This is a genomic window from Aquimarina sp. RZ0, from assembly GCF_008370685.1.
Classification (GTDB): Bacteria; Bacteroidota; Bacteroidia; order Flavobacteriales; family Flavobacteriaceae; genus Aquimarina.
The window spans coordinates 1-26,754 of record NZ_VTZU01000090.1; the positions used below are offsets into that span (position 1 = coordinate 1).

Annotated in this window: 18 protein-coding genes and 1 pseudogene; 12 read left to right on the forward strand and 7 right to left on the reverse strand. The window is 34.0% G+C overall.

The features are described from left to right. Positions 1–136 precede the first annotated feature (136 nt). Positions 137–1,720 (forward strand): erythromycin esterase family protein, encoded by a 1,584-nt coding sequence (locus F0000_RS23410; protein ID WP_149627154.1) that lies wholly within the window; start codon positions 137–139, stop codon positions 1,718–1,720. 405 nt (positions 1,721–2,125) lie between these two features. Beyond that, complete coding sequence (locus tag F0000_RS23415; protein ID WP_149627155.1) at positions 2,126–2,587, forward strand: hypothetical protein; 462 nt, start codon at positions 2,126–2,128, stop codon at positions 2,585–2,587. A 263-nt stretch (positions 2,588–2,850) separates the two neighbouring features. Here F0000_RS23415 and F0000_RS23420 read toward each other — a convergent pair whose 3' ends face one another. Beyond that, positions 2,851–4,062 (reverse strand): lanthionine synthetase C family protein, encoded by a 1,212-nt coding sequence (locus tag F0000_RS23420; RefSeq protein WP_149627156.1) that lies wholly within the window; start codon positions 4,060–4,062, stop codon positions 2,851–2,853. A 68-nt stretch (positions 4,063–4,130) separates the two neighbouring features. Between F0000_RS23420 and F0000_RS23425 the strand changes: the two genes are divergently transcribed. After that, complete coding sequence (locus tag F0000_RS23425; protein ID WP_149627157.1) at positions 4,131–6,344, forward strand: lantibiotic dehydratase family protein; 2,214 nt, start codon at positions 4,131–4,133, stop codon at positions 6,342–6,344. Between the two features lie 108 nt (positions 6,345–6,452). After that, on the forward strand, positions 6,453–7,322 hold the full coding sequence (locus F0000_RS23430) for a thiopeptide-type bacteriocin biosynthesis protein (RefSeq protein WP_149627158.1): 870 nt from the start codon (positions 6,453–6,455) through the stop codon (positions 7,320–7,322). Positions 7,323–7,335: 13 nt separating this feature from the next. On the opposite strand, the gene F0000_RS23435 is transcribed toward F0000_RS23430, so the two are convergent. Beyond that, positions 7,336–9,267 (reverse strand): hypothetical protein, encoded by a 1,932-nt coding sequence (locus tag F0000_RS23435; RefSeq protein WP_188112244.1) that lies wholly within the window; start codon positions 9,265–9,267, stop codon positions 7,336–7,338. Between the two features lie 559 nt (positions 9,268–9,826). On the opposite strand from F0000_RS23435, the pseudogene F0000_RS28410 reads away from it, so the two are divergent. The 6 genes and pseudogenes from F0000_RS28410 to F0000_RS23470 all read left to right on the forward strand — a co-directional run bounded on the left by F0000_RS28410 (position 9,827) and on the right by F0000_RS23470 (position 15,706). Then, positions 9,827–10,264: pseudogene (locus F0000_RS28410) on the forward strand (recombinase family protein). 74 nt (positions 10,265–10,338) lie between these two features. After that, positions 10,339–10,548, forward strand: coding sequence for a helix-turn-helix transcriptional regulator (locus F0000_RS23450; RefSeq protein ID WP_368668142.1), 210 nt, complete (start codon positions 10,339–10,341; stop codon positions 10,546–10,548). A gap of 2 nt (positions 10,549–10,550) precedes the next feature. Next, positions 10,551–11,783: a DNA cytosine methyltransferase gene (locus tag F0000_RS23455; protein ID WP_149627162.1), complete on the forward strand. Its 1,233-nt coding sequence runs from the start codon at positions 10,551–10,553 to the stop codon at positions 11,781–11,783. A gap of 3 nt (positions 11,784–11,786) precedes the next feature. Next, complete coding sequence (locus F0000_RS23460; protein ID WP_149627163.1) at positions 11,787–14,366, forward strand: sensor histidine kinase; 2,580 nt, start codon at positions 11,787–11,789, stop codon at positions 14,364–14,366. 3 nt (positions 14,367–14,369) lie between these two features. Continuing rightward, on the forward strand, positions 14,370–15,068 hold the full coding sequence (locus F0000_RS23465) for a hypothetical protein (RefSeq protein ID WP_149627164.1): 699 nt from the start codon (positions 14,370–14,372) through the stop codon (positions 15,066–15,068). Continuing rightward, positions 15,065–15,706: a hypothetical protein gene (locus F0000_RS23470; protein WP_149627165.1), complete on the forward strand. Its 642-nt coding sequence runs from the start codon at positions 15,065–15,067 to the stop codon at positions 15,704–15,706. Before F0000_RS23465 ends, F0000_RS23470 begins: the two co-directional genes overlap by 4 nt. Positions 15,707–16,441: 735 nt before the next feature. Here the strand turns inward: F0000_RS23470 and F0000_RS23475 are convergent. From F0000_RS23475 to F0000_RS23495, 4 genes are all read right to left on the reverse strand, one after another. Then, complete coding sequence (locus F0000_RS23475) at positions 16,442–17,611, reverse strand: M57 family metalloprotease (RefSeq protein WP_149627166.1); 1,170 nt, start codon at positions 17,609–17,611, stop codon at positions 16,442–16,444. A gap of 1,145 nt (positions 17,612–18,756) precedes the next feature. After that, positions 18,757–18,984 (reverse strand): hypothetical protein, encoded by a 228-nt coding sequence (locus tag F0000_RS23480; protein ID WP_149627167.1) that lies wholly within the window; start codon positions 18,982–18,984, stop codon positions 18,757–18,759. 216 nt (positions 18,985–19,200) lie between these two features. Further along, positions 19,201–19,614 (reverse strand): DUF5675 family protein, encoded by a 414-nt coding sequence (locus tag F0000_RS23490; protein ID WP_149627169.1) that lies wholly within the window; start codon positions 19,612–19,614, stop codon positions 19,201–19,203. A 1-nt stretch (position 19,615) separates the two neighbouring features. After that, positions 19,616–20,371 (reverse strand): hypothetical protein, encoded by a 756-nt coding sequence (locus tag F0000_RS23495; RefSeq protein ID WP_149627170.1) that lies wholly within the window; start codon positions 20,369–20,371, stop codon positions 19,616–19,618. 156 nt (positions 20,372–20,527) lie between these two features. Between F0000_RS23495 and F0000_RS23500 the strand changes: the two genes are divergently transcribed. Continuing rightward, positions 20,528–20,725, forward strand: coding sequence for a hypothetical protein (locus F0000_RS23500; protein WP_149627171.1), 198 nt, complete (start codon positions 20,528–20,530; stop codon positions 20,723–20,725). Between the two features lie 94 nt (positions 20,726–20,819). Here the strand turns inward: F0000_RS23500 and F0000_RS23505 are convergent, their stop codons facing one another. Then, positions 20,820–24,698: a galactose oxidase early set domain-containing protein gene (locus F0000_RS23505; protein WP_188112246.1), complete on the reverse strand. Its 3,879-nt coding sequence runs from the start codon at positions 24,696–24,698 to the stop codon at positions 20,820–20,822. 652 nt (positions 24,699–25,350) lie between these two features. Here F0000_RS23505 and F0000_RS23510 point away from each other — a divergent pair. Further along, a complete protein-coding gene (locus F0000_RS23510) occupies positions 25,351–26,544 on the forward strand; it encodes a site-specific integrase (protein WP_149627173.1) in 1,194 nt (397 codons plus the stop codon). Positions 26,545–26,754 lie beyond the last annotated feature (210 nt).

Sequence of the window (26,754 nt, forward strand, 5' to 3'; positions counted from 1 at the left end):
TGGGTGAATCGTTAAGAAAAGGAAAATTAAAAAACCAATAATAATAAAATTTAACTATAATTGCAGTATCTCTCAAAGTGGCACCATTTGACCGAAATAGGTGGCACGGTCACTCCGAAATAGCCAACTGCACCTAATGCAAAAAAATGTTGATATCCAGATTCTGGCACTTTCTTCGGATAAGGATAGTATACAAAACTTTGATTCTCCTAACGGCAAAAATGGATTAGAAATTATAGAATTGCCTATATCCAGGACGGGTATATACACTTTTGAGGTAACCCCATTGATCTATAAAAACCTTAAAGATTCAGCTAGACAGACTTTTATTAACAATATCAACGGGAGTTATGTTGTAGAAAAATTTAAAGTCTTATCTCCCAAAGAATACAAAGCAATAGTAGCTTTTAGAAAAGCACAACAGGATAGTGTAATTAGGTGGATCAAAAAGAAATCCATACCACTTAACAGTGTGCGTGCAGAAACTGGGTTTAGTGATCTATCCTATTTAAAACCCATTTTACAGAATGCACACATTGTGGGTATGGGGGAGACCAGTCATGGGACCAAAGAAATCTTCCGGATGAAGCATCGTATGCTGGAATTTTTGGTCAAAGAAATGGGCTTTACCCTTTTTGGTATCGAAGCCAGTCATATTGGTTGCCGCCCTATTAATGATTATGTACTCTATGGCAAAGGCAATAGCAGAGAGGCATTATCTGCCCAGGGGTTTTGGGTCTGGAATGTGGAGTCAGTAATTGATATGATCGAGTGGATGCATCGCTATAATAAAACAGTGCCAGAAGCCAAAAAAGTAAAGTTTATTGGTATCGATACCCAAACCAATGGATTGGATTTGGCATATCAAAAAATCAACGATTTTATCGACAAGACTGCCCCTCATCCCTTACTAGAGGTACAGGTGGATTCCTTATTTCAGGATATTAAAACCATTACAGACAGAAGTGACTTATCTACCCAACGGCAACAACTATATAAACTATTATCCTATCTCTATATTAATGAGATGCACTTGACGGCTACAAGTTCTATGCAAGAATATCGTAGCGTATTAGCCGATCTTAGAAAAATTATTCAAGGCATAGAAGTAGGGGATCGCAAATTTAGAAAAAAGGTAGATTACAATATTAGAGATAGGTATATGGCACAAACCATCCTGGAGGTATTACAAAAAGAAGGGCCAGATGCTAAAATGATGCTATGGGCGCATAATGCTCATATCAATAAAGCCCTCGATTTTTATGTTAATGGTAGTCAAGAGCCGTTAGGCAGTGTCTTAGAAAGATACCTGGGGGATACAGCATATTACGCCATTGGATTTTCTAACTATCAGGGAAGTTTTCAAGCAAGAAATCGTCTTCTTAAGGAAAAGAAATATGCAAATGTAGAATCTTTTAATATACCTCCTGCAGAAAAAGGAACCTTGGACTGGTATTTTGCACAATCGAAAAAAGAGATTTTTTTCCTGAATTTTAAAGAGAATAAGATCCCAAACGCAATTCGCTCATTCTTGGATCAAGAAAGAAGAATGTATTCTGCAGGGGCTAGTTGGAGTTATGAGTATACGGTACAACCTAGAAGATGGGTTACCCCCGGAAAATCTTTTGATGGGATGATTTTTATCAAAAAAACCTCTAGTGCAGTGCTTACTCCCGGAGGAGAAAAAGAAATTGAAAAGCGAATAAAGAATGGCAAATAGGTGTAGGAATGACAAAATATATTTCTTGTCATTCCGGGTCTGACCCGGAATCCAAAGTATAGCAGCAAGTTTTATAATGTGCAGTGTGCACGTGATAATAAGACATTTTCATAAGTGGATTCCTACCGGAGTCTATCCTGAACGATAGTCGGGGCAGGAATGACAAATCAATCATTTCTAACACTTCAAACCAGAAATCAGTAATGATAGACCAGAAAATGGTATAAGAAAATAAAAATATAAAAACAGGGTAACATATGGCTATGTTATGACACATATATTAAATGATATATCTTAAAATTATAAACCTAATTATGAAATGAGCCATAACAATTGGACTGATACCAATCAAAATGATTATTGGCGAATTTCATATGACCTTAAAAAAACAAAACATATAAACAGATGAAGAAAACAATTGTAGTACTCCTAACAGCAATCTTATTAAGTGCTTGTAACTCTGATGATGGCAATAGCATTATAGAACAACAAAGTTTTGTAGTACCGCCCCCGGCACTATTGCTAAATACATGGTCGTTAACAGGAGGTGAGCGTGATGATGGGGGGATCTTACTTATAGATGATTGCATTAGTGAAGAACTGGACTTTATGACCAATCGGGATTTTTATCGTAAGTTTATCGCCACACGAGCAGATTCTGATCCCATAACATGTATAACAACAGAATCTGAAGGGATTTTTTATGTAAATCCAGAAAAAACAGAGGTGACCACGATCATAGGTCTTAATAAAGTGGTACGTAAAATTGTGAAACTAGATGAAAATGAGTTACATCTTAAAATGATATCTAGTACTAACAATGAACTATTTATAGATTTTACAATCTTTTATACCAAAGTAAATTAATCCAGGTCTTGTTTGTAAGTAGATTCCGCATCCTTGTCTACTAGATGGCTAGGAAGTGTGGAATGACAAAGCGCACTTCTTGTCATTCCGGGAGAATAGTTCCTGTAATCCAAAATCCGTATTCCTTGTCATTCCGGACTTTTTATCTACCGTAACTTTAGTGAAGGTAGAGACCCGGAATCCAACCCCTTTGCTGTCATTCCGGGCATAGACCCGGAATCCAAAGTATAGCAGTAAGCCATATCATATGCAATATGCTATTACTAACCAATCATCAAAACCTCATCCCATTTAGTATCAAAATCTGCCAGTAGAGACAGTATCCCTAACCCTACACCTGCAATACCATCTAATAAGCAATCATGCTGTTCCCAGGAATCATCATGACCAAACAGATATCCTGCATAGCCATCAGAGTGTATTGCCATATCCAGTGCTGCAGTAGCCCAATGCTCGGCAGTTTCTTTAAATACGGGATCTCCGGTATTTTTAAATACATAATGATAGATGTGCATAAGCCCAAAAGCCCCGTGACATAATCCGGCATCTTTTAATCCTGCTTCTGTGATATCTCGCCTTTGGGTAGATCGTTTGAGTATACCAATTGCTTCGGCTATCAATTCTTTGTTACCTAATACTTCTCCTGCCCGTAATACAGAAATCCCAATACCCAAATCCCCATAACACCAGGCCAATCTAGAGTTATAACCATTAGGGTCTTCTTCTGTAATCCAATTAGGAAAAGATGAGGTAAACTCAGGCTTGGTATGCCTACAACTTAGTATATGATGTGTTGCAGGTTTTAGTAATGGCAGGGTATGCTCAGAAAAATCAGGATATACTGCAAGCCTGGACAAGAAATTAATAATACTGGCAACTCCATGAGATAAACCCAGATTATAGCCTGTAAACTTTTGTTCTCCTACTCTAATTTCTGACTGCCACCAGATACCAGTGTCACTTTGTATAGCAGTTGCTGCAAAATAAGTAATGAGCTGGTTTATATAGGTTTTGTATCTTTTTTTTGATACATCAGAGTTTGTGTTTTGATATCGTTTTAGAAAATAGTATCCATAGCCAATGGCTCCGTGTAGAAAGTCGTAATTACCTTTCAGGAGATCTTCATTCATTTTTTTTAATAAGTAATCATCTAGTTCCAGGGTAATGATATCCTCTTCCAGTTCTATAAACTGTTCTTCTGTAAGCAATTCTAACGCCCAGCAAGCACCTGCTATACCATCACAGAATGTGGGATAAGAAAATCCTTCCTGGATACAATCAAAGGTCTTAGCTATAATTTCGGCTCCCTTATCTGCATGGGTATCGTCATTAGCGAATTTAGCATAATAAAAATGAAATAAAGCAACCCCAGAACTGCCTCCCAGGACTCCAATAGTATCATAGTTATGATCATGATGTATTAATACTTCAGCTATTTCTTCTAGTTTATCTTTTAATCTGTTTTTTAAATCCATATTTTGTTATCCTGAACTTGATAATTCTAATATTTGAACAATATAATTAAAATAGTTTCTACAAAAATTTGAAACCAAAAAATCCATATACCTTTTTTGATCAGTATTGCCTAAGAACCCCTTTAGTAGGACTAAATGAGTTACATAATATAAGTAGTACGTCAGAAATTAGAAAAATTTGGAAAGATCCAATAATAAAGGAAGCTATATTTTTAGGATCTCCTGATCTATATACCGAGATCGATAAGGTCATAACAGCAAAACATAATTTACCTTCAGACAGATTACTAGATTCATTACTAAAATACTTGTCCCGTATCTCCTCGCGTTGTACACCATTTGGATTATTTGCTGGCTGTAGTGTGGGTCGTTTTGGTAATGATACCCATATAGAAATTGTATCTTCGGATAATCATAAGAGGCAAACTAGATTAGATATGAACTTTGTAGTAGCCTGGGCACAAAACCTGGCTAAGCTACCTGAGATTAAACAACAATTGCTATGGTATCCTAACAATAGTTTGTATAAAATTGGTGATCAATTTAGATATGTAGAGTATAGCTACAATAAGTTTAATCACAGAGAACATTCATTAGAAGCGATTACCTATACCGAGTACTTAGAAACCATAGTAGAGAAAGCCAAATCAGGAGCTACTATTAATATGTTAACCAAGCTTCTGGTCGATGATGAAATCACCATAGATGAAGCAACAGGATTTATTGAAGAATTAATCGATAACCAGGTATTGGTAAGTCAATTAGAACCTACCGTTACTGGAAATGATTTTTTAGTACAGATACAAAAAGTGTTATCAGGATTAAAGGAAACAGAAGGTGTAGTAGCGTTTATTACACAACTTTCTGCATTGCTTGGAGATCTTGATGCACAAATAGGAAACCCAACAGAAAAATATTATAAAATAAGTAAGGGTATTGAGAACAACCATATATCCTTTGAGTTAAAATATCTTTTCCAAACAGATCTATACCCAAAACACATAAACAATGAGCTAAACAAAAAATGGGCATATAAGATTAAGAAATTATTACCTGTCTTAAATAAAATGACAGCGCCTCAGAAAGATACTAACCTGGATCGATTTATAGCCGCTTATACCAAAAGGTACGAAACTCGAGAAATGAAATTAACAACAGTACTGGATACAGAAATAGGTATAGGGTATCTACAACACCAGGATGCATCAGATTCAACTCCTTTTCTGGATGGATTACACATTCCGGTTAGCGTACAAAAAGAGCAACAAATCACTTGGAATCCTTTTTATAACCTATTGCAGCAAAAACTTAAAAAAACCGAGTACACTATAGAAATAGAAGACACAGATCTAGAAGAATTTGAAGAAAATTGGAATGATCTACCCGATACCATAAGTACTATGGCAGAAATGCTACAATTGGACGGAGAAGAAAGAATGGTATTAGGATCTATTGGCGGGTCTTCTGCTACGAATCTTTTAGGGAGGTTCACCACTGGTAGTCCAGAATTATTTTCATTGGTTAAAGAAATAACAGATACCGAACAGCAGATGAATCCTGATGCTATATTAGTAGAAATCATTCATTTGCCAGAATCCAGGACAGGTAATGTGATCAGAAGAGAGACTTTAAGAGAGTATGAAATTCCTTATTTAGGTAAATCTAGTGTAGCTGCAGAGAATCAGATCCCAATTGATGATTTGATGATATCGATAAAAGGAGGAAAAGTACGTTTGAGATCCAAAAAGCATAACAAAAATGTGCTACCTAGACTGAGCAACGCGCATAACTATAGTGCTAATGCATTGCCTATTTATCATTTTTTGTGTGATGTACAAAAACAGAAGTTAAGATCCGGTATAGGGTTTAATTGGGGTGTGATGTTAGAAAAAAGAGCATTTCTGCCAAGAGTAGTATATAAGGATTTTATCTTATCAAAAGCCAGATGGATGATCAAAAAAGAAGATATCACCGGGTTTCTAAACAACAATAAAGAAACATTAATTGAGGCTATTACTTCTTGGAGAATCCAATTACAAATACCTAAGTTGGTTCAATTGGTAGATGGGGATAATACATTGCTTATTGATTTAGAAAATTATAACATGATCCGGATGTGGCTAGATACGGTGAAGAAAAGAAAAGATTTCATATTAGAAGAATTCTTATTTACAGAAGAATGTATAGTTAAAAGAGGAAATGAAGGATTCACCAATCAATTTGTAATCTCATTGTATAATGAAGAAAAACTAAAAAAAGCCTCCAAAGGCTCTCCCCTTTAAAAAAGGGGAGAATGAATTCGTCCAGATCATCTGGACGGAGAAAGAGGGGTTCAACTGGAAGCAGCAAGCAAAAAATAAATACCAAAACACCAAAAGCACGGAACATAAATGAAACCCAAAAGAATATTCATACCAGGAGACGAGTGGTTGTATTATAAAATATATTGCGGTGCCAGAACCTCGGATTTGGTATTGATAGAAACCATAAAACCACTAGTAGACGCTCTCCAACAAAAAGGGTGGATAGACAAATGGTTTTTTATACGATATAACGATCCGGATTTTCATATAAGAATACGTTTTCATCTCACAGATACAAAACATATTGGTAGGGTAATCTTGGCTTTTAATGAGGTTATCAAATCTTATGTGGATGATGATATTATATATAAAGTACAAACTGATACCTACATACGCGAATTAGAACGTTATGGCACGAAAAACATAGAGAATTCCGAATATTTATTTCATCATGAAAGCGAAATGCTGCTCCAGGCTATGGAGCTTATAGAAGATGATCATTTATATTTCTTATTCATCTTAAAGGCGATTGATGAGCTATTAGAGTCTTTTCATTACACTTTAGAAGACAAACTGAGTTTAGCTAAAACTAATAAAGAGCTTTTTTGGAAAGAATTTAATGGTAACAAACAATTAACTAAACAGCTGGACAAAAAATACAGGCTGCATAAAGAACAACTACTATCATTTATGTCAAATCAAAATCCGGATGCTAAACCATTATATCAAATTCTGGAAGCCACTAAGAATATATCCTCAGAAACTATACAACATATACTTACCTATTTTGATGAGAGTCGTACCTTATCAAAAAATCAATTAATCAGCAGCTATATTCATATGCTAGTCAATCGAGCATTCCGGTCCAAACAACGTTTTTATGAATTGGTCTGTTATGATTTTTTAGTGAAGTATTATAGAAGCCAGAAATTCAAACCAAATATTGACCAATTATAAAAAAACTACCAATTTATTTATCCTTTAATAACTCTCCTGCTAAATTGGCAAAGCTAAAACCAATGCCCCAATAAAAAGGATTTTGTTCATCGTTCCCGGTGCTATTAAGGTTTATCCCACCTGTAAAAAATATTTTGTTGTTGAACAAACCTAATGTAATACCTGAACCCACTTCCACATCATCATTAATATTAAAATCTATGTATGAAACATTTACCCCAAAAGATGGTTCTAAATAGTTAATAAAGGATTTTTCTCTTTTACCATTATTTCTATAAGTTAAAAGAAGAGAAACTCCAGCAGCCCCTTTAAAGTTAGTTGGAGAAATATTTTCTCTATCAGATGGTTCATTTATTCGATTGATGAGAAGAAAAGAATCGGTTATTTTTACCTGCCAATTAGTATTTTTTATTTCAAAGTTTCCAATAGGCAAGACTCTTTGTATAGTTTCCGGGTTCTTACTACTACTGCGTCTTTTACTTTCCTCCAAAATTAAATAAAGGTATAAATAATCCCCTTCCTGTGCCCGTTCTTTTTGTAAATTTATAGTAGCAAAGTTAAGATCTCGGTAAATTATTTTACTAGCCGCAAAAGCTAAATCATTAATCAGATCTTCTTTTGTGTTATTAACATATGGTTTTTGTTGATTGTTGTTGTTAGTGACAATAGAATCTAACAACTTATTTGTTTTTAATCTCGATTTTTTTGAAGAAGTATTTTTATTTTTTACTCTCTTATAATAGTTTATTAATTCTTCAATATCAGTGCCTTCAAGATTTGTAAGTCTAGAGATTTCATTTCGGGCTTCAATTTGAAGCAATTTAATATCGAAAAGATCAAGTTTTTTGTATTCACTTTTTACCTTAATTAATGATTCTGCAGTGTTACTATATGCCTGAAGTTTATTATATATCGATAATAAATTGGCTTCTATCTGATCCAAAGCAAGATGATCCAGTAGTATGGTCGATAAAAAGGCATCCTCCGCTTGCTCACCAGAGGACTTGAAGTAATCAATATAATTTAAAATAATCTTTAATCGTTTATTAAATAATTTCGTCTGGTATCTTACTTTATTAGTGTCTTCATTAATTTCCTTTTTAGATTGAGCCTCAATCCTATCTCTGGTAGAATTTAAATCATTTAAAAAGTCTTTATCCTTAAAGTATTTTCCTTTCAGTGCCAGTGAAAATGTAATTGGGAAGTCTTTTATTTTAATGATTCCAATATTATCAATTTTTTCAAGGAAGTTTTTAAATTTAGTTTTTACATGGTTATAATCTTCGCCATAATATGAATCATATTCATTACTAAATATGGAGTTTATCTCTTCAGGAGTATTATTTTTAAATTCCATAAACTGATCAATAAGACCGTTTAATTGCTTCAATAATATCACATTATTTGGATCCCCAATAGCATTTTCATTTATTGTTTCATTTGTATCTAAACATTCAAGAATTAAATTCACGAAAATAGTTGCAATTTCTTTTGGAGGTCTATTTGTTATACCAATTTTGGTTCTTTCCTCTCCTATCCTAGAATAAGGATAGACTTCTACTGGATCTTCTCCGCCAGAATTGCTTACAATTTTCCCCTCAATTGTTATGTTTCCTTTAAAATTTGGATTTTCAGATATTTGTTCTCTATTGAATTCAATTTGGATTTTACTACGTTTATCTACCAATTTCCTAAGTTGATTTACTAAAGTATCGTTATGTTGAAATTTCCAAATTTTTATTTTTTTATCTCCTCTAATTTCATTTACATGAACATATTGTCTGGGGTCAAGACTAACCTGATTGGAATCTCTCCATTTAGAAGACTCTTTTGAATTATTATGAATTCTATTTTTTAGATTGTTTGATTCAATTAAATTACTTCTGTTTTGCGCTATAGAAGTCTGGAAGAATCCCAACGTAGCAATCATTATAATTAATGTCATAAGATTTTTCATTTTACTTGAATTTGATGATTAATAATATTCTTGATTCGGGATAGTAAGTCATATTGTTTTGTAAAATTGATTTAGAGTAAACCAGAATTTTCCATGACACTATATATTCAGATTTTTTAAATTTGATCAAACAATCTAAATCAAGATATTGCTTGTATCAATGTATTATTAATATTGCCCTGAAGATTTGGATAACCTAAAAAATCACATTAACACTTTGTTGTTAATAATCTATTTTTGAATACGTTAGATTTAAATTTGGTAATCGGATATGAGGAAATCTGATTTAAAAAATGGGGAAATATTAGTACAATTATAATAATTAAATTCGAATTTAGTATTAAATTGATATTAAAATTAATTACCATTTTAGCACACCATTTTGTCATTCCTGAGAATGCAGGAATCCAAAACAACTATAATAATCCAAAAGAAAGAAGTATCAGACCTTTATACTATTCAGTTAACAACAGGTGGGTAATTCCCGGTGGTTTATTTTATTGGTATAATTTTAAGTTTATCTTTAAGGGATTAATTATACCCCACTATGTTATTCGGTTATGCCAGAATAAGCACAAGTTCTCAAAATTTAGATTTACAAGTTGATACTTTATTAAAAGCTGGAGTAGATAAAAAGAATATTTATAAAGATATTTCTTCTGTAGTAAAAGCGCATCGTAAGAATTTAGATGTAATGCTGGATAAACTCCAGAAGGATGATATTGTTGTTGTTTGGAAGATGGATTAGATCGTCAGGAGTGTTTCTCATATGTTGAAGTTGGTGGATCAGTTTAAAGAGCTGGGAGTTGATTTTAGAAGTATCCAAGAACCTTTTATGGACACTACTTCTGCTCATGGTAAATTTATTTTTACGTTGTTTATTACTATCGCTCAAATGGAAAAACCTATATGCTTTCAAGCACATTTCATTTTGCTCGTACCTAACAAAATAAAAAGAGCTTTCACTTGCCCATCAATAAACTAAAGAAACATACATAAAGTAAATTTTATTCCGAATAAGTTAATATATTTGCGTTAAATACAAATAAATTAGCTAAAGTGGAAATCAATAGGATTAAAGTTGCTCTTGCCGAGACAAGAAGAAAAAACAAATGGTTAGCTGAACAAATTGGAAAAGACGAATCAACAATTTCCCAATGGTGTACTAATGCAAGGCAACCATCACTTGAAAACCTATTGAAAATAGCCAAAATATTGGACATTGACATTCGTGAATTGTTATACTCAACAAAAAATTCTACTGATTAAATATGAGTGAGAAAAAAAAATATATCGATTTATTCGCTGGCTGTGGCGGTCTCTCACTTGGATTATTCAACTCTGGACATTGGAAAGGAAAATTTGCAGTTGAGAAAAGCCCTGATGCTTTTAAAACTTTGGAGTACAATTTAATTGAAAACAATAATCATTTCGACTGGCCAAATTGGCTTCCAAAGTCAAATCACGATATTAACAAAGTAATCAAAAACTATCCAAAGCAGCTAAAAGAACTACGAAACAAAATCGATCTTGTTGCTGGTGGTCCACCATGTCAAGGGTTTTCAACTGCTGGAAGAAGAGTTGAAAATGATAATCGAAATAGACTTATAATATCTTACATCAAATTTATCCGGCTTGTTCAGCCGAAGGTGATTTTTTTTGAAAATGTAAAAGGCTTTACTCAACAATTTGATAGAAATAAAATAAGAGGTCGGGTCTACTCTGAATACGTTCAAAAAGAATTGAAGAAAAGCTCCAAGGTTAAAGACTTTGAAGGGTATAATGTTTATGGTGAATTAGTTGATTTTTCTGAATTCGGCATTCCGCAAAAAAGAACAAGATTTATTCTTGTTGGAATTAGAAAAGATATTGCAAAGGATAAGTCTCCAAAAGACTTTTTCGATCTGATTAAGAGTAACCGAACAGAATTCTTATCAAAAAAAGGAATAAGTCTTATAAGCACACTTGAAGATGCGATTTCGGATTTATTGAGAATAAATGAAATTCAATCACCTGATTTCAAGAACTTCAAAGAAGGATTGTACAATCCAATCCAATCACATTATCAGAGATTATTAAAAGGAGGGTTAAAAGGCCCTTTACCTGATAGCCACCGTTTTTCGAATCATTCTGAACTAACAAAGGAGCGATTTAAATTCATTTTAAAATATGCTGAACGAAATAAAACTGTTTCAAAAGAAATTAAGCAAAGATTTAATCTAAAAAAGCACACTGTTATTCCTTTAGATGGAAAGTTACCAACTCCTACAATCACTACTCTTCCCGACGACTATGTGCATTACTGTGAGCCTAGAATTTTTACTGTTCGAGAATATGCTAGAATTCAATCGTTTAATGACTGGTATGAATTCAAAGGGAAATACACTACAGGAGGAAAACAGAGAACTAAGGAAGTTCCTAGATATTCACAAATTGGTAACGCAATTCCCCCTTTGTTTGGGGAGCAAAGTGCATTGGTTCTTAATCAACTTATTAGTAATTAGAATATGGAGCCTTTACACTTTAAAACAAACGTACAACTTAAAAGTATCATTGGAAAGGATTTAATCAATGATGATAATATTGCTATTCTGGAATTAGTAAAAAATTCATTTGATGCTGATTCAAAAAGAGTAACTGTAGAGTATGTAAACATCAAAGGTAATAATGATCAAACTATTGACACTTTTTCCAATAGCACTTCAAGACTGGTAATTCAAGATGATGGTTTGGGAATGGATATAGATGATGTTCAGAACAAATGGTTAAATATTGCCTATTCCGAGAAAAAAGAAAACACCAAACAGCACAAACGGTTGATGGCAGGCGCAAAAGGTGTTGGTCGATTTTCTTGTGATAGACTAGGCGAATATTTAATCTTATATGCAAAAAAGAAGCAAGAGACTAGGTATATCAAACTCACAATTGATTGGAAAAAATTCGAAATTCAAGATGAATCGAAAGAGATTCAATCGATACCTATTAAGTATGAATATCTCTCCAAAAACGAGCTTAATAATTCATTCATTAAACCATTTGACCAAGGTGTAGCTTTGGAGATAATTAAATTGAGAAGTGCATGGGTATACCCTCCAAAAAATGTGAATGAAAAAAAATGGGATGTTTCTAAATTAATTAAACTCAAAAAGTACTTAGAAAAACTAATAAATCCCAATCAAGCATTTGAAAGTGATGATTTTGGAATCTATGTGTCAGCTCCGGAATTTGAAACTGAAAACGAACTGCTTCCAGAACATGATAGATTTATTGGCAAAGTCGAGAATAAAATTTTTGACAAACTTGATTTTAAATCAACAAGTATAGAAGCAAAAACGATTGACAATGGAGAGTCTTTATATGTAGAGTTAAAAGATAAAGGAGAAACAATTTTTTGGATTAAAGAGAAGAACTCTTTTTTTCCTTTTATCAAAAATGCTCGAATTTCTCTCTATTACTTAAACCCTTATGCCAAAGCTTTCTTCACAAGACAAACAGGTATACAAGCAGTAAATTACGGGTCAGTCTTTTTGTTTGTTAATGGATTTAGAATTCCTCCCTATGGAGATGTTGGTGATGATTGGTTAGGGTTAGATGTACGAAAAGGACAAGGAATAAATAGACGTATTGGTGTAAGAGAAATTGTTGGGCATATAGAGATACTAGATGACCACAATGATTTTCAAATCATTTCTAGCAGAGAAGGAATTGTAAGAAACGATAGTTACAAGAAACTAACAAATTCTGAGCAAAACAACAGTTTGTTTTTCAAAACTCTTACAAGACTTGAAAGGTATGTAGTAGATGGTCTTGCTTGGGATAGTTCAATATATGATGTAAGGGATCCAAAATTTAAAGAATTAGAGCAAAAAATAATAGCTGGTGAAACCGAAGAAGAGGATTTACAATACAGAGAGAGTTCTGAAATAAAAAAAGGACGAATTTATGGAGCAATACATTCTATTATTGCAGCAAAACCAGATGATGTAATTAAGCTTTATATTAATGAGGACTTAATCCTAAATAAGATTGAGGAAGAAAGGAAACGGTCTGAACGAGAATTTGAACAACTTATTGAAGACTTTGATAACAAAAAAATTGACGTTGATACATTAAGTAGAATTCTTGAAAGAAAAGCACTTCAAAACAAAGAACTTGAGAAACAGATTAGAAAGTTCTCAAAATATTCAACAACAGAATCTACCACTAAAGCATTATTAGAACTTCAAAAATATAGAGACACTGTCGAGAAACAAACCAAGCTAATTGAAGAGTTACAAAGAGAATTACAGAGTCTGAGGAATGAAAAGGAAAAGGCAGAAAATAAAGTTCAAGATTACAAAGATAGAGTTGAACAAGCAGAGAATGATTTAAGTATTGAAAAGCAAAAAAGCTTATATCTACTTGCAACAAGAAGAACCTTGAGTCCTGATGCCGATGGACTCATTCACACAATCAAAATCAATAATATTGAAATTAGGGATGGGATAGAAAATTTGGTTGAAGATATACATTATGGAGTATTTGAAAAAGGTGAAATCCTCAGGAGACTTGGAAATATTAAGGTAAATGCGGAACGCTCACTTAAGCTTACAGAAATAGCTTCAAGGTCTGATTTTAATGAGGACATTGAAAAGAGAAATATTGATATCATAAAGTATGTTCAAGAATATTTAGATATTTATGGCGATACCTTTACCACTAATAATTTAGAATTTGAAGTAGATACAAATCAAATAGAATATATTAAAACAGTAAGTATTCTAAACTTATCTATTGTGTTAGATAATATGATATCAAATGCTGTCAAATGGGGAGCTGATAAAATAGCATTCGTTTTCAAAAAAGGCTCTGCCAACAAACTCAGTCTATTTATCTCCGACAATGGCAATGGACTATCAAAAAAGTTTGCGAAAAATTCGGATAGAATTTTTGAATTAAGTGTTCGAGAAACATCTCCCACGTATAATGGAGGATCTGGTATAGGATTGTATTACTCAAGAAAACTACTCAAAGATATGGGCTGTGAAATCGAATTTGTTGGTAACAATCAAGTTTTATCTGGAGCAACATTCAAATTAACTTTTTAAGGTATGAGCGTAAAAAGAGTATTATTTATAGATGATGGTTCGATTGACGAAATTGTTGAAAGGTTACGCAGGAACCTAAAAAGAAGGGGGTTTACGCTTATAAAATCAATGATTGACTTAAATCAGCCAAAATTCAAAAAGAAGTCCGGAGTTGGTAGCAAAGAAACTTTAGACTTTCAGGCAATTAAAGATGAGTTAATCGAAAGTTATGCGAATGAACCTCTTGATCTGATAGCTTGTGACTATCATTATGCAAATGATGAGCTGGATGGATATAAAATATTGGGATGGCTTAAGAATGAAAGTCGTAGCAAAAAGCATCGTATAAGAAGAGCAAAATTTTGCCTTTATTCTTCTGAAGGAGATAAACTGGCAAAAAAGACAAATTCCATTGAGGATTTAAGCAAACTAATTAGGCACCGATTTGACGATTTTCTAAAAAGAGAAAATCTTGCCAATGATCTATCCGGAATCCTTTTGAAAGAGGAAGAAAAATTTGATTTCTCTAAAGCTTTAGATAATGAACTATCAAAATTTCCAGATTTCAAATTTAAGAGTGTATACCCTAAGTTCGAAGGAAAGGAAATTTCTGAAATCATTCAAGAAATGACAAAAGAAACCCATCATGGAATAAAGTTCCAACAAAACCTTGTCGAACTGACAATTGCTCATTTCATTGAACTTAATAAGGAAGAAAAATGATTTATTTAATTCTTCCTATAGATCCAACTACAATTTTTCTGAATCAGATCCCAGAAAAACTAAAAAATAATGGTATTGACTTTAATTTGATTGAAGTTTATGAGACTAAAGAATCATACGACGCGGCTAAACAAAAATTGACCGAAATACCTAATGGAGCAACAGTTTTATTTCTTGGACATGGTCAGGATAATCAATTGTATGGAGGAGCTAGTTCTACAATTGAAAAACAACCTATTATTAGAACCAATGAAATGAAGATCTTTGCAAAGAAAAAATTGTTTGCTCTTTCGTGTCATTCCGCATCTCTATTAAAAAACTCATTAGGCAATGCTCAAATTATTAATTCCATTGGCTTTGGTGCTTTGCCGACAGAAATGGCTGAAGTAGAAAGCAACAATAGATTAAATGAACTGGGAATTACAGAGGAAACTATTGATGCATATAAACAAACTCTTGTAGATTGTGTTGTACAGTCAGTTACTCGTTATGCCCAAACCAACCTAAGTTTTCATGAACTCAAAGACTTTTTTTCATTATTGATGAATAAAAGAATCAATGAGGCTGTTTTAGTAGACAAAGATAGAAACTTGGCTAATTTAGTTTTTCAAATGCGTAATGAAATGATAATGTATTAAAGTTTGTCAGACACATTGCTAAGTCACTCAAAACCTGCTACCTAAGCCAAGACTTATCAAGGAGCATTTTCGAAAAACAATACAGATAAAAAAATAAAACGATATATGACAAAGATGTGTATAGTGTATAGCTTCCTGCGAGATAGATACGCGAGATAGATCAAAAGATATTTTGCTTTATACACTGGTGCTAAGTTTTCATAAGTTTAATAAGAAATAAAAATGTGCAGATAAATCCGAACCGGACGGAATTCTAATCGATGACTACCAAGTTCAAACTACTGATAACCAATTATTTGATTGAACCAAAATGAACATCAGATCAATATTTATATTAAATATATTGCGGATGATTATGTTCTGAAACAAAGATTAAGTGTTTGTTAATCTGGGGCAAAATTTATATATTCTAGAATCGCTTAGATTTGCAATCCCTGCTCTGCGAAGAGTGATGCTCTGCGATAGTTTTTAACTTCGCAGCGATATGAGTAAGAAATAAATTCGATTTTTGAAGTAGTTCCATAAATGTACGTTTTAAAATACAGATTGGTAATCATTCAGATCGATTATAACTACTCTAAGTCTTCGTTTCAGCCTTGTATTTGTATAATAACATCTTTTTACTAACTACTTAACCTATCAGGATATTATAAAATATAAAAACCTATGACAGTTAGTTTCTGTCATAGATTTTTCTTTTACTTGAAACGATAATGGATAATAATACTAATTTTATTAAAACCCAATTCCTCCACCACCGCATTGATTAGCGGTTACGTATATTCTGGCAGAACTACTACCGAATGGATTACTTACTTTTAATGTTATAACATAATTACCAGGCTTATTGGTTATCATAGTTATTTCTTGATTTGGCCTTACAAATTGATCAACTATAAGGTCTGGTGAATTAGAAGTAAGTTCATAGGTATCTGCTCTTGGAGATACAGGTAATTTATAAGGATCGTCTTGAACAAATACGTTGGTACAAATTATTGGGTCTGGGTCTCTAGTGAATGCTCTAGGAGCACTATTAGGATATAAATACTCTAGAGCCACAATATCGAATGGTCCGAACTGTCCATTCTCAAATGGACCAAAACAAGCTAACATTACTGATGTAGCGTCAAAACCTGTAGGTGTTCCAGGGATATGGTTAAGTCCATTCGCATTAGGAATGCCAGGAGGATTCCCTGGCTCTACGTCAAAACCACCACAACTTTGTCTACCATTCCAATCTGTATGTCGTAGACCTAATGTATGCCCTATTTCATGCATCCAAATATGCCTTAATACTAGAGAACTATTTACGTTAGTTCCTGAATTAATTCTTACCTCTGCACCAGGGTTTCCTCCAAAAGGAAAGTCTGCACTTGCTCCGTTGCTAGGATTGGAAATTTGGATTGCATTAATGTCTCTGGAGTTATCTCTGGCACCAAAAGATAAAATGAAATTTAAACCTATTTCTAGATTGTTATAGTTTTCTATAGCATCAATGAGCGCATTTCTTTGGGCGGTTGTAATAGCATTTGCCCCTTGAGTAACCCCTCTTATAGTTACATCACTTCCATTAGCTACAATATTGTTAGAATTGTATTGTTTAGATATACTTGTGGCTTGGATCATTTTATCTACTTGATGAACAGCTATCCGTATATCTCCTTCTACAATATAATACTTCTCAGAGATACCTTTAGATGTTGTTGTTTCAACTAATCGTAATCCGGTAGTATTAAATTCGAGTTGCTTAATCTTAAGAATATCTTCTTGAGTAATTTCTAGTTCTTTGAAATTAGATAGCTCTGAAATCGATTCTTCTTCGGATATTAACTCCTCTTTAGAGCATCCAATTAGTATTGAAAACAATAGAGTTAATAAAAACAGGTTTTTTAATAAATTTTTCATGTTTTAAAAGTGATTTGTGTTTTGCCCTACTTTGTTTTAAAGAGTGTTCAGGTCAAATTTTTCTCCTTATAATTATAAATCTGAAAGTATAGATACTTATTATGAGGCTCAATTGTCTATATATTAATGTCTTGAGTATTAAAAATGTTACTGTTAAAATTTGGGTTCTTTTAAAAGGTATAAGTTTAATAAGGAGACATATGGATACAGAACTGTTTTGCAGGAAGGGATTTTAAATCATTTACTATATACACTGTGCTCTTGCCTTTTGCTTTGAACTCACCTTTGGTAGAAGGTTTTATACCAGGATCGCTTGAATTTACAGTCCGATATAATTAAAAACGGGCAATAGTCTAATTAATCATAAAACTAAATTTAAACATTCGTGAGCAGGTAATATGGTGTTCGTCAGTCGCTCCATTTTGTTCCATAAAGCATTTCTGCCAGGGTATTAATTTTATAGTTGTCATCCCGGACTTGACCCGGGATCTATTCAAGATTTTAATAGCATAATTATTATCCCTTGCAGAAACCACTCACCACACTACAATTTGCGTTCCAGTGGGTACTCATTGCAGTACACTCATTTGCTGTATTTCACACATTCCACTCCATCCTCACCCGCAGCTACTCTTACACCTTTTTTAAAGGGGATCGCTACGCTCGGTCAATTTTTAGGTGTAACCGCTGCTTATTGATGTGCGAGCCTGCGGGTCGCTTCGGGCTTGTTGGGTGTCACATTTTTTGCATTTCTCCTAAACTTAACCCGGCAACTAATAAGGTTGTCAGTCATACCTCTTTAGAAGGTATCACTTCCGCCAGCTGTAAGAACTACTCATTCGATCGGCTTTGTTCCTGTCGTCTCACACCTCACTCATTCCTAGTACTTACTATTTTGTTATAGCAAAGTAACATTGATAAGCAAAAAAATGCGCCACCAGTGTTTTAACATAGATGTGGCAGCCCTACGTTATCACTTCGGGCAATCTACCACATCACCCTCGCTCATCTCGCAGGCGGCTCGCGCCTTTTTGATTACCTGCTATAAAATTTTCAGGCAGATATTGATTTAAAAGATTAATGTTAAGTTTGAATTCAGATACCGAAAAGAAAGCCCAAGCGCCTCTAATAAGGCGCGCCAACGCTCATTCCTTTTCGCTATCTGAATTATTAGCTTTAGTTCTTTGTTTAAGCCAATACCTAATATATTTATGAAGAGTTTTTAAGCTAATCGAAACAAAATAACTTATCGTTGCACCTAACACAGCCAGTATCCCCGAAGAAAGAAAATCCTCCATTCCTAATGACGGAATTGTAGATGCAACTGTTCCTCCAAATACTCCAAACCTAATATGCAGATATTGACTAGACATATTGACTACTCTATTCCCTGATTAACTTCGTCACTTACAACAGCCTGAGCAACAGCAGTAGCAACTGTTCCTGCCACTGTCATATAAGTTGCAATAGTAACAACGATAGTTGGAAGCATTACGGGGGCTGTAACGATAACCCCACCGGCAGTGGCCAGAGCTATACCTATGTTCCGGAGGATCCTGAAGAATTTAGGAGTTGGTTTTTTATAACGATCAATGATATTCATTCTGATTTGATTTAATAATTAATAATACTTTTTCCTTTCGATCAAAAGCCTGATAGACTGATGAAACTAACTTCGTGAATGAATGATGTGAAGACCAACCTTCTCCAATTCCTGTTAATTGAGTAACTGGAGCAATACAACCTCTCAATTCTTTTTTAGCATTATTTGCTGGATGAATTAGAACTAGTTTTCGGTTTTTCACATCACGAAGTACTAAGTGATGTTTATGTTGTTTAGAATATCTTGGTTCTAATACATAAGCCCCTTCCGGAATGCAAGAGATATTCTTTACATTGTCTTTCCAGGATAACTCAATAGTAAAACAGAGAAACTTACTATTGACAAAGAGAGTACCGTTGGTACCCTCTTTGAAGTAATTTCGAATGATTAATACCTCCATATTATACAGTATCAACGTTCACTATTGCTAAAGCATTAAATGAACCATTTCTTAAAGTATACATTTCACCATTTACCTCTTGATAGAATTCAATACCCAACACCTGTATAATGGGGAATACACTATTCGCTGTTACCGATGCAGTCAATGCTATCGCTGCTGTATCTTCTCCATTGTACGGCGCAATACCTGTATCATCAGAGTCAAAAACAAATGCTTCATTCGCAAAATCCAATTCTGCAGCACCCATAGAAACTTTAAAATGCGTTGCTCCACTCGGAGCAGCAATTCTCTGAGTAGGAGAAAACGGATCCATAGTAACTCCCAGATCACCAGTTGCGCGATCTAGAGTAGCTTGATAGTCTGCAAAAAGAGTTGTAGCCAACTTACCGTTGAGGTTAAATTCGAAAGTGTTCAATAAACTTAAATCCCCTCCTTGTACGTTTCGTAAACCTCTACCACTTTCGGCATCTGTTTTTATAATTGCGAGAAGATCTCTAGTCAATCGACTTGTTACACGTTTGTCTTTTGCATTTTGTAAAAGCACCCGAATTGCATTTCGAAGTAGCTTCCCTCCTTTTCCAGCTCGTCCAAATTCGGATCCATTTTCTCGTGTTCTTTGGAATGCAGGATCACTTGCAATTCGTTTTCCATCGACACCACCTTTAGCACGTGCCAGGTGGCCATCTGTACTTTTGTAAAAGGAAATATCTCCGATAGTTCCCTTTAATTTGATAATTCCTGTTTGTTTTGCCATTTGTTATATATTTTTGATCTACGACAAATCACCAAAGAATTTACAAAGCATTAAAATGAGTGTATCCATCAATGCCGATACAAGACGTTTATACCGATAAATCACTATCATAGATGAGGTATAGATGCAATAAGGATACAGTATAGATAAAGTATAATGAGAACAACAAGAGTTTGCATATATCCAAAAGATATCCAACGGATCACAGGAAGGAGTGAACGCTATGGTCGCAAATTATTACAGGACATCAAAAGATATTTTGACAAACAACCTCATCAATTCATCACTGCAGATGAGTTTGCAGAGTACAGTGGTATTGAAGTAAGGATAGTGAAAGAGTTTCTGGTAGATTAAGATCAATCTAAAGATATTATACTAATGGTTTTATCTGTAAATTAAAAATGTGAGATCTGGATCTCACATTTTTAATTTTAAGTGTTTTCATAATTTAACAAGTCTTTTCCCGGTTTTTACATTTGCACAGAAATAAAGTAAAAAACTGTAATACTAAAATCCCTAATACTAGCCCATAAAAAAGATAATTACTTATTTCGTTTTCGAATTTAATAAGGCTCAATATACCAAGAACTCCTGCAGCAACAACAAAACCAAGCTGAACTGTCCTAATTAATTCGCAGCGATCTGGTTTACATTCCTTACACCATTTAAGATATAAAACAATTAGTAAAACTATTGCAGAAGTTAAACCAATAGCTAATGCTGTAACATTTCCAATAGTAGTAAAAGATACAGGGATTAAAGCTACTATTAGTAAAAAAATCCATTGCCAATTACAAGAAAAAATACCAGAGTTGTCTATATTTGGATTTTTACCGGTTCCATCAGGGTTTGGAAATACTTCATTGGCATTTCCTCCAAAGCCATCTACTCTGTCCGAAATCTGTTTTAGGTATTTTTGAAATATAGGATACCAATGATCGGTTGACGGAATGGTAGAAAATATATGCTTTAGAACAGATAATTTTCTTATCTCTGCACTAATGAGTAATGGTGCCTGACTTACTGGAATGCTAACCTCAAAAGCTCCTGTAACACTTCTTGTTCTTCCTGAAATCTGAAATATGGTAGCATGATAATGCTGTCCTTTAACAACATTGTCAGGCAATTGGATACTTATTAAAGCAGGAATGTTTTTAGCCCTATTAAAAGGCATAGGAATAAAAGTTACATCACTTATCTTACAAGATATTGTTTGTTCATCTATTTTATATAATGTTTGCGGAGATAAACGGCGATGAGATAGTTCCAGAATTTCATCTACATCAATTCCTGAAAAAGTAAGTTCAGCCATACTGTCCCGAGGTATATTATGCCAATGAATCATTAATTCATCAGGTAATATTCTATTTGGAAAACTTACAAATGCGCCTATGTTATCATACAAGGCTTTTAAATCTGCTTTACCGTATGTTTCTGGTTTTATTTCAAACGTATGTTGAATGATATGTGTTGCTGCTGACCCCGGATTGTCTGAATCTACTATTGCCAGATTTCGTTGAGAAAGATTATCATTGTTTCCCGGTTTAGCTGATCCTATAGGTATAGAATCTGCCAAGAAATGAATTTCTGCGACCAGGCATTGGTGTTCTCCTCTTATCAATTCCTGAATACTTCTTCTATTAACAAAAGGACCATTATTTAAGCCAGGAGCGATCGGAAATTGAGGAGTGGTTTGATTGATATCTAGCCAACAACCAAAATATAAAGTCATTTCTGTAGACCCTCCAGCTTCGAAAGGCTTAGAATTAATTGAATCCGTTTGTAAATTCATGGATTGGATAGCAGTATTAATCCTTGGAGTACCAAAAAAAGGAATAGTTACTACTTCATTTCCTACAATTCCTAATAGAGGAATTGCAGATGGACCATTTCCAATCCTTCTATAGGTTGTGGATGGTTGGAATGTCATAGATGAGGAAGCTGTTTTGAACCCCCTAAAAAATACTCTTAACTCATCGGTATCTGGAGGAAGTTCGGATAATCTAAAACGAACTTTTGCAATGGCATAATTATAAACTCGTTTACCATTTACAAATCTTGCAAGCTCTAGTTTGCTTGATTGTTGATCATCTGAGATTTGTAGAAATGGATGTGAGTCATTTTCTGTACTATCATCAAAATCTTGTAAAACAGCATCCAAAAATGTAAAAGGAGAAGAAGCAGAATTTCCGTGCACAATACTGGTACCAGGAAGAATTCCTCCTTCTTTGATTTGAAATACCCTAAGATCTGTACTTAACCAATGTGGGTTATAATTTCCTGCACCATCAGAAATAGAATCTCTCATATATGGATTAGGAGCTTTTATTAAGTTGAGAACAGTAAAACAAGTATGATGCAAATAATCAAATTGAAGACGTATATTTCTGCTCTCGGGATCAAATGAAAATGCATTGTTATTTGTGAATCTAATATTATAAACAAATGTTATCCTTTGTGGTATATCTAATGGAGTAGTTTCATCTTCATACAGAACATCTTTTAATGAAACCGACATTCCTGATACCAGAGAATTATCATCAGCGAATCTCAACGTAGATGTAGGAGAACCTCCAGGCAAGTTTAACTCTGATGGTATAAAGTTATCATACATTAGATATAGTGAATCCTCAAAAATAGCTGTACCATCTTCACCCAGAAGAGCATCTACTTCATAATTTGAAAAAGTACTTCTATCTGTTATAATTGTACATTTCTGATGCGCTAAGCGAACAAATTTAGCTTTTTGACAAGGTAGACCACTATCGTTAATTACCCATAATGTATAATATCCTGGTGGGGCTACATTACCATTGGGAGGTGATGTTACGATTAATGTATCGCCGCCGTCTTGATCAAATTCCAAACCTACATACCGTTGATCATAGTCATGGCCATGTGTTACAGAACCATTTCTAATTAATGCAACGCGCTGAATATTTGAGGCTTGTGTGCACTCTATAGTAAATAGTTGATTATACCCTAGACTCTTGGGAGTACTTGTTAGTTCAGGTCTTCCAGCATTACTAAAATAATCAGGTTCATAGATTTCTATTTTTTTAATTCCTTTTTTCTTTGTATTTCCATCAGTATCCGGGTTTGCATTACCATCTGGATTGCCAGATTCAGCGTTGGTATTTCCCCCTGCAGTCCATATTCTTCCATCCGGCATTAATAATGCGGTGGAATGATAATTTCTAGCTAATTGTGCGGCTTCTTTTGTTTCCCAAGAATCGGTTCCTGAATAATCACCATTATTCCAATTAATACTAGGAGTATAAATTTCAGCCTCCAATACTGGATCTTCAGGATTTTGCTGGTTCACTCCACCAACATGAGCTATTTGACCTGTTGGAAGGATCACTGCGATACTATGTAGTCTTCTTTTTCCAACAGTTGCCCCAACTCTTGCTGCTGTTTGCACCCACGTGGGTGTAGTGGCTCCAAGATCAATGATGTGATTATTAGCTGCTCCACAAGTTAACACTCTTGCTCTATAATTCTCTTCGGGTAAAAGAGGTAACAATACAGCAGGCATATCCCAATTTATTGTCCAACCGGGTGCTGCGTTTATATTTGGGCCAAAATAATCTCCTGTAGTTGGATTATAAAAAGTACAAAAGTATTCTGAAGGTTCATTACTTGTTGTTGGCATTGGGGTAGCAAAAAACATATTCCCATCTGATAACAAGAATACCCTAGGGTACATCAAAAACCTTGCTTCTCCTGAAGGCCTTAAAGTAGGATCTGCCATTTGAGGCAATCCAATCCAGTTATTGGCAGAAATATTAAATATTTCCGGTGTGGTGTTTCTATGTCTAAAATCTTCTTGCGATAAATGTCCAAAGAATGCAATGACATCTCCATTTCCTAGTGTAGTAAGAGTTGGATACCACCTTCCTCCACCGACATCTTCAGCTTCTCTACCGGGTTGAGGAAGCATTCTTTTTACCTCTATCCACTCCCTTGCAAAAGCATTGAATACCCAACATCTCCTATGCCCCAAAAAATCAAGTCCATGATCATGGTGGTCACTTTCTGGCCATTTAGAAGTTCCACCTCCAATAAGTAATCTACCATCTGCTAAAAATGCATGACCAGCGCAAAACACATCACTATCCGGAGAGTTTACATCTGAAATGATATTATTACCTTGTAGATCAAATATTCGGGTTTTTTTAAATAATTCTCCAGGCTGTGTTTCAGCCTGGGCACTCCAATGTTCATCTCCTCCAAACAGGAGAATTTGACCATCATTCCCACTGGGAATAAGAGCAGCATGTACTGCTAAAATTTCTGTATCGATTAAATCTGGATTCCAAGCCATAATCATTAATTTTTAGTAGTTTATCATTTCTAATGAAAATTGATAAACAAAATGTTTTACAATGGTTATTTTCCAAATATGTGTTGGTTAATAACATTATTTAAATACAATTAATGAGAAGGAGTATGTTAAGTTCTATACTATTAATGAGAGAATGACTAGAATGGTTAACTTTTATATTTGTTAAAATTTGTTAAACAAGGGGGAACTGAAAACATATTTCTATTAGATTTCTAAAATACATGTACTTCATCTTCTATAAACATCCTAGAATTAATATTTATTTGAATTATTCAAATTTCAGATATTTTGAATCTCATAGCATTTATATTGTTTTAATATCATATGAATCGTATCTTTATAACAGACTGAAATTCATTAGAAACTAAACCAGTTCAATCAATGTGGTAGTAAAATAACCACCTCTGTTCTTATATAATCTAGAAACTATTGAAAATACTAAGATAAGCTAAGCAGGTTTGAATCCTGCCGAGGTCACTAAGCAAAACCCCATTATTACTGGGGTTTTTTTATTTTTAACACTTTTCTTTACTACCCCAAAACACCTGTTTTATAGTAAAAAACGGTACATTTACAGTGCAAAGTGTACGAAAAGTGTACGACGTACACCTGTGAATTTTACTCAATAAAAATGAAAGCGACCATACAAATTTACACTTCTGATGGGATTTCTAACGGAATGTATCCTATTAAATTGATTGTATCTCATCAAAAAAAAAGAAAGCGTAAAACCATCGGCTATACGACTATTGATGACTGGGATGAGATTCATCAATTACCAAAACAATCTCACGATGATTTTGAAAATTTGTATGGTCAAATAATGGATTACAGAAAAAAGGCAATTACATCTGAATTCAGAAGTTTGAATGATGTTACTGAGGGTTTCTCCTTTTTTGAGTCACTAAAAAAAATAAACGTCAATTTTTATGATTTTGCTGATCAGGAAATTGACAAAATGAGAAAAATGAATCGCAATGGTAATGCTGACGCCTACCAATACGCAATTAACGAGTTAAAAAAAATCGCTCCATTCTTAACGTTTGAAAAAGTAGATCGGGTTCTTCTGGAAAATTTCAAGCAACTCAAAAGAGAGAATGGCAAAAAGAACACCACCATAAGAACCTATTTATATGAGATAAGAGCTATCTACAACAAAGCAGTGAGATTAGGTATGTGTGAAGATCAACGCCCCTTTTCTGGTCTGTTTTTGGATCTCCCTGTCAGAGTAAGAAGACATAAAAACGAGTACCTTGATAGAAATGGTTTAAACACTTTAAGAAAAACAAAAAAAATAACTCCAGAGCAGCAGGTAGCTGTAGATCTTACCTTACTGCAATTTTACTTATGCGGTGCTGATTTAGTTGATGTTTATTATCTAAAGAAATCTCAAATATCAAATAACAGAGTGTTTTTTAACAGGGCAAAACTTGGTGTAAAAGGCTATGAAATTGAAGTAGCACTACTTCCAGAAGCTAAAGAAATAATCGATAAATACATAACAGATTCCAAAACAGAAAAAGAAGAGTATGTTTTTCCCTGGAGAAAAGATGAAACTGCTTATAAAACCTTTCGCAGCAACCACAATAGAAAACTAGAGCGGGTGCAGAAAAATTTAAAAATCGAGCTAAAACCTAAAGGAGGTAAGCTTACCTCCAAGGTGGTCAGGCATTCTTTTGCTACTTTAGGGAAATTTGCAGGAGTAGACCCAGACATCATGCGCGAATTAATGGGTCATGAAAGAAACGATATCGATACCGCTTATAAAGATCTATTTCCAGAAAAAGTAAGAGACGAAAAACAACGGTTAATTTGTTTTGGCTAAAAAGTTTTAAAGAAAAATAATACTAAAAAGTAATAACTTGAAATTAAAATCTTTTTTCATTCTCTCAATATATTGGTTTTAATGGAAGTGTAATTATAACCCTGTCTCAGGGTTAAGCCCCAGGAGGGCTCTGGGAGCTAGCTCCCAGAGCCCTCCTGGGGCTTGGTCGCTAAATCAAGTGCCACTCGATCTTCAAATCTAATATATAAT

What these genes read in the sequence shown, in the direction of transcription:
- F0000_RS23415 (WP_149627155.1), top strand. Translation starts at nt 2,126, where the DNA reads ATGAAGAAAACAATTGTAGTACTCCTAACAGCAATCTTATTAAGTGCT.
- F0000_RS23495 (WP_149627170.1), bottom strand. Translation starts at nt 20,371, where the DNA reads ATGGCAAAACAAACAGGAATTATCAAATTAAAGGGAACTATCGGAGAT.
- F0000_RS23430 (WP_149627158.1), top strand. Translation starts at nt 6,453, where the DNA reads ATGAAACCCAAAAGAATATTCATACCAGGAGACGAGTGGTTGTATTAT.
- F0000_RS23455 (WP_149627162.1), top strand. Translation starts at nt 10,551, where the DNA reads ATGAGTGAGAAAAAAAAATATATCGATTTATTCGCTGGCTGTGGCGGT.
- F0000_RS23475 (WP_149627166.1), bottom strand. Translation starts at nt 17,611, where the DNA reads ATGAAAAATTTATTAAAAAACCTGTTTTTATTAACTCTATTGTTTTCA.
- F0000_RS23460 (WP_149627163.1), top strand. Translation starts at nt 11,787, where the DNA reads ATGGAGCCTTTACACTTTAAAACAAACGTACAACTTAAAAGTATCATT.
- F0000_RS23435 (WP_188112244.1), bottom strand. Translation starts at nt 9,267, where the DNA reads ATGACATTAATTATAATGATTGCTACGTTGGGATTCTTCCAGACTTCT.
- F0000_RS23420 (WP_149627156.1), bottom strand. Translation starts at nt 4,062, where the DNA reads ATGGATTTAAAAAACAGATTAAAAGATAAACTAGAAGAAATAGCTGAA.
- F0000_RS23510 (WP_149627173.1), top strand. Translation starts at nt 25,351, where the DNA reads ATGAAAGCGACCATACAAATTTACACTTCTGATGGGATTTCTAACGGA.
- F0000_RS23465 (WP_149627164.1), top strand. Translation starts at nt 14,370, where the DNA reads ATGAGCGTAAAAAGAGTATTATTTATAGATGATGGTTCGATTGACGAA.
- F0000_RS23490 (WP_149627169.1), bottom strand. Translation starts at nt 19,614, where the DNA reads ATGGAGGTATTAATCATTCGAAATTACTTCAAAGAGGGTACCAACGGT.
- F0000_RS23500 (WP_149627171.1), top strand. Translation starts at nt 20,528, where the DNA reads ATGAGAACAACAAGAGTTTGCATATATCCAAAAGATATCCAACGGATC.
- F0000_RS23410 (WP_149627154.1), top strand. Translation starts at nt 137, where the DNA reads ATGCAAAAAAATGTTGATATCCAGATTCTGGCACTTTCTTCGGATAAG.
- F0000_RS23470 (WP_149627165.1), top strand. Translation starts at nt 15,065, where the DNA reads ATGATTTATTTAATTCTTCCTATAGATCCAACTACAATTTTTCTGAAT.
- F0000_RS23505 (WP_188112246.1), bottom strand. Translation starts at nt 24,698, where the DNA reads ATGGCTTGGAATCCAGATTTAATCGATACAGAAATTTTAGCAGTACAT.
- F0000_RS23480 (WP_149627167.1), bottom strand. Translation starts at nt 18,984, where the DNA reads ATGTCTAGTCAATATCTGCATATTAGGTTTGGAGTATTTGGAGGAACA.